Consider the following 3,376-nt stretch of genomic DNA (forward strand, 5'->3'; position numbering starts at 1 on the left):
CTAGTGAAAAAAGAAGATTTAGACAGGTATTTCTAACGGCTATTTTTGACAACGCTACGTAAAATCTGGGTAATTATTGTTGATAGTTAGTGTCAAAATTTATCTAGATGAGATAATCAGATTTAAGATGATTCACAATAGGACTTGAAAATTACGTGGGAAACCTTATAATAGAAAGACAGCAAGGGTTTCCCCTTACTGTCTTGACTGGTTATTCGTGTTACCAAGCTGGCGAGCTAAATAGCAACACGAATAACACGATTAAAATTATAAATATAATTCTCATCGGTCTTTCTCCTATTTGGTTTAATTAAAACAAACTGGAGATGTGTCACTACCTGACCCGCTAGTCAGGTAATGACAACACCTGACCAGCCGAGATGAATTATAACAAGAAAACCGCCTCATGTATATATGTACATTATGGCGGTTTTGTTTTTTATAAATTATTACAAATAAGCCTGCATACTAAAATCATATCGCTGAATCTGTTCTGGCGTTAATAGCTTTTGTTCGCATAACTGCTCTGCTACCCATTTCCAGTCAACGCAAGGAATATTATAGTGACATTGTAACTTTTTAATCCCCAATGCAATATCATCAATAATCAAATTACCGTAGGCTTTAGGTGAACTAGTGAATTTATACTGTGTTGGATTGACATTAATGCCATACAATTCAATTTTATTTTGCTTAAACCAATCCAAGGCCTCGGCCAGATAACAATCTTCTGCTCGCATGGTAAACAGAATCAGATTGTGGCCATTTTTCACTAAATCACGCAACACTTGTGCTGACCCTACATCATCACCAATTTCAGGAAATTTATGCGTGACGCAAGTGCCATCAAAATCAATTAAGATATTCATGTTGTTTATCTTATCTTTGTTTACAATAATTTCGTAGCATATTCATACACTTGCTGCAATAACGGCAATTTTTCTTCATCATTGCTGTATTCTTCAATCAGATTTTGAATTTTTTGCTCAAAATCCACCGCAGTTTTTTCCAATTTACGGCGACGATAACGCTCCCATTGCAACTGCTCTGTTCGATTTAAGGTTTTGAAATAATGTCTAGCTCGATAATGGAACAGCAACTTCTCTACCCTGTTATCTTCAAAGGTTAAACCGTGATTTGCCAATTGTTCGGGCGATAACTGGCGTAAAATGGCCATATTATTGCGATCATTTGGACTAAAAAAGCCACTGTATAATTCAGTTTCTACATTATCACGTACTTCAAATTGGCGTTCTTGGCTGAAAATGTCTTCCACTTTTGACCGCACTTGCTGTGATTGTCGGAGTTTTTGTAAATTTGCCAAGCATAATTGACGATCAATCCCTAAACGTTCGGCATTTTCAGGCAGTAATACTTTGGCAGGCGCAAGAATCGGACATTTATTTAAATGCACTAATTTAAGCGGAACAGGCAAAATCCCCTGTTCTTCCAATTCAGATTTTTTGGTATATAAATGTGTTCGCAGTTCATCGGCGGATTTTGTGAGCAAATCGTCGATATTTTGCGATAAATCGCAGACAATCACCGCATTTTGATTTGTTGGATGCCAGGCTAATGGTGCAATCCAGGTGCAATTTCCCCGATAATTCCCTAGCATGCCAGAAACATGCACCAACGGTGTCATTTCAGCGATATTCACTAAACTTTCAAGGGCTTTTTTGCCCCGATTTTCAAAGAAAAATTGGAATAATTTAGGCTGTTTTTGCTTGATCAGTTTTGCCATGGCAATAGTGGCATACACATCTGCCATGGCATCGTGAGCGTTACTATGCTCAATGCCGTTGGCAACGGTCAATTTTTCCAAACGGAAACTCGGCACACCGTCATCATCATACGCCCATTCAATGCCGTCAGGTCGCAACGCATAACAAGCACGCACCACATCCAACAAATCCCAACGAGAATTGCCGTTTTTCCAGCTGTATTCATAAGGGTCAATAAAATTGCGATAAAAGGTGTAACGGGTCATTTCGTCATCATAACGAATGCTGTTATAGCCCATTATGCACGTATTTGGCTGGCTAAATTCGGCTAAAATCTTTTCTGCAAATTCAGGTTCAGGCAAGCCTTTTTCATTACATTCTTGTGGGGTAATGCCGGTTACCAACACCGCTTCGGGACTCGGTAAATAATCATTGCTTTGCTTGCAATATAACATTACTGGTTCGCCGATAATGTTGAAATCTTTATCGGTCCGAATACCTGCAAATTGTGCAGGACGATCTTCGCTTGGGCTGATACCAAAGCTCTCATAATCGTAAATAAAAAAGCTAAATTCGTTGTTCATAATTTACAGTCTTAATAATAAGATAGCCACAATACCTAACAGGATACCCGCCATATTCATTTTGCTAATTTTCTCTTTAAAAGCAAAAGCACCCACAACGGCACCTAAACAAATCACGCCTAAATCCATAGTAGCAAACACAATGGTTGGGTTTTCTTTATAGAATTGGTGGGCATAAATATAAAACAGAATATTACCGAAATTTAACGCCCCTAATAACATTCCTGCCAGTAAACTCGGCACTGTCCATTGGGTGCGTTTAATGAGTAAATAGGCGAACATAATCACCATTGCACAGGCGAATGAGATAAATAACGTGGCTGGAAATGCCCCACCTTGTAAGGCAATTTTCTTAAATAAGATGCCAGTGGTTCCCCAAATTAACCAGACGCCCCCCAACGCTAACGCAGCTTTTGTGGCATTTCCCATTGCACCAGCAGGTTTAAACAACAAACCAAATAACGCAAAAAAGGCCACAACGACCCCAACAATTTTCATATCCGTTAGGGTTTCACCAAAAATCACTACCGCTGCCACAATTTGCAAAAATAACGCTAACCGCTGTGCGGCGTCGGTACGCACAATCCCGCCATGTTCCACGGTTTTTGACATAACCAAAAAGCCTACCGGTAATAATACGCCAAGGGTTAAGAAAATCGATTTAGACTCACTTTCTACCACATATTCGGTAAACCCTAATCCTTTGAAATCAGGAGATAATAGGAAATAGCTCAATAATAACGCAATAATGTAGCCAAATGCGACCATTTGATCCGTTGCGACGTTGTAACGTTTTATCATCTTAAATAAGATAGAAACGGAAACGCTACATAGAATAGCGAGAATGAGAAAGTGCATAAAAATTCCTTATATAAGAACTATAATAAAAGAAAATAAATTCGTTATTTTACAGCCTCTCCCTTTGGGAGAGGACGGAGAAAATCCGCAGGATTTTCGGGAGGTGAGGGTTATAATTGGTTTTTACCCTCTGTGCAACCCACACATAGTTTACATTTTCCCTAAGGACATCGTTTACATTTGGGTTGCATGCCAGATAGTCGCTGGCAC

Annotated in this window: 3 protein-coding genes; all 3 read right to left on the bottom strand. The window is 39.1% G+C overall.

Going from position 1 to position 3,376, the window contains the following annotated elements; all coding sequences use genetic code 11:
• Positions 1-449: 449 nt before the first annotated feature.
• Genes ACTG7X_RS10975 through ACTG7X_RS10985 form a run of 3 tightly spaced genes read right to left on the bottom strand, consistent with a single transcriptional unit; the run spans position 450 to position 3,166 of the window.
• A complete protein-coding gene (locus ACTG7X_RS10975) occupies positions 450-869 on the bottom strand; it encodes a hypothetical protein (protein ID WP_439258485.1) in 420 nt (139 codons plus the stop codon).
• A 20-nt stretch (positions 870-889) separates the two neighbouring features.
• Positions 890-2,308, bottom strand: a complete 1,419-nt coding sequence (gene sbcB / locus ACTG7X_RS10980; RefSeq protein WP_439258486.1) for an exodeoxyribonuclease I — start codon at positions 2,306-2,308, stop codon at positions 890-892.
• Between the two features lie 3 nt (positions 2,309-2,311).
• Positions 2,312-3,166, bottom strand: a complete 855-nt coding sequence (locus ACTG7X_RS10985) for an EamA family transporter (RefSeq protein ID WP_439258487.1) — start codon at positions 3,164-3,166, stop codon at positions 2,312-2,314.
• Positions 3,167-3,376: the final 210 nt, after the last annotated feature.

The organism is Lonepinella sp. BR2271, assembly GCF_051851515.1.
Classification (GTDB): Bacteria; Pseudomonadota; Gammaproteobacteria; order Enterobacterales; family Pasteurellaceae; genus Lonepinella.